We start from the raw sequence: 703 nt of genomic DNA on the forward strand, positions 1-703 counted from the left end.
CGAGGTTTTGAGTTCTTGAAGGCAGACGACGTCATAGCGCGTGGCCTTTAGCCACGCGATGAGGACCGGCAGACGACCATTGACGCCGTTTACATTGAACGTGGCAACCCGGAGCATCTAGCCGGACCCCGTGGTTCAGTTCTTACCTAGCTTATCCTCGACCTTCTTGCGGCTGTTCCCGACCGATTTCACGGCTGACTTCACGTCGGCCTTGCTCGCTCCGGTCTTACCCGCCTCGTATTTCACTTCGTGATCCTGCCCCCCAGCGACCTTCGCGCGGTCCTGGTTGCGTCCACGTGTTGTTCCAGTATTGGGCATTTCATCCTCCAAAAGATTGCCATTCCAGACCCGATAACGCCGCCAGACTCTTCCGGTTCAATCTGTCGACTACCGCTTTGAACCGAATTCCACGCACACGATTGAATCGAGCCATAATTTCGAGTTCGACAAGTTGATGGGTATCGCGCTCAGGTCGCGATTCCGGCCCATGTTGCATGTCGCGCGGCCTGACCAGTCCGGCCAGAACTCACGATGGCGGACTCGGCGCCGAAAAGCGCCGCGAGCCGAGATGCCATGCCAATGTGCGTGTGAGCCCGCGAGCAAGGAAACGACCGACATGTCTTTGACCGGACACGGTCATCGAGCGCAGGCTAAGCCGGTCCGTACCTACCGGCCTAAGCGCTCTTCACTTGGCCCGCTGTTG

At 58.3% G+C, this 703-nt stretch carries 2 protein-coding genes; both read right to left on the reverse strand.

Annotated features, from left to right (window positions below; all coding sequences use genetic code 11):
• A partial coding sequence (locus EOA22_RS39415; RefSeq protein ID WP_348629528.1) for an endonuclease/exonuclease/phosphatase family protein occupies positions 1 to 117 on the reverse strand: 117 nt, incomplete at its 3' end.
• A gap of 18 nt (positions 118 to 135) precedes the next feature.
• On the reverse strand, positions 136 to 318 hold the full coding sequence (locus EOA22_RS36055; protein ID WP_063170480.1) for a DUF3606 domain-containing protein: 183 nt from the start codon (positions 316 to 318) through the stop codon (positions 136 to 138).
• Positions 319 to 703: the final 385 nt, after the last annotated feature.

It is taken from the genome of Mesorhizobium sp. M7A.F.Ca.US.014.04.1.1 (genome assembly GCF_003998745.1).
In the GTDB taxonomy this organism is placed as follows: domain Bacteria; phylum Pseudomonadota; class Alphaproteobacteria; order Rhizobiales; family Rhizobiaceae; genus Mesorhizobium; species Mesorhizobium ciceri.

Bases quoted from the DNA above. Each gene is read 5' to 3' on its own strand.
- EOA22_RS36055 (WP_063170480.1), bottom strand. From the start codon at position 318: ATGCCCAATACTGGAACAACACGTGGACGCAACCAGGACCGCGCGAAG.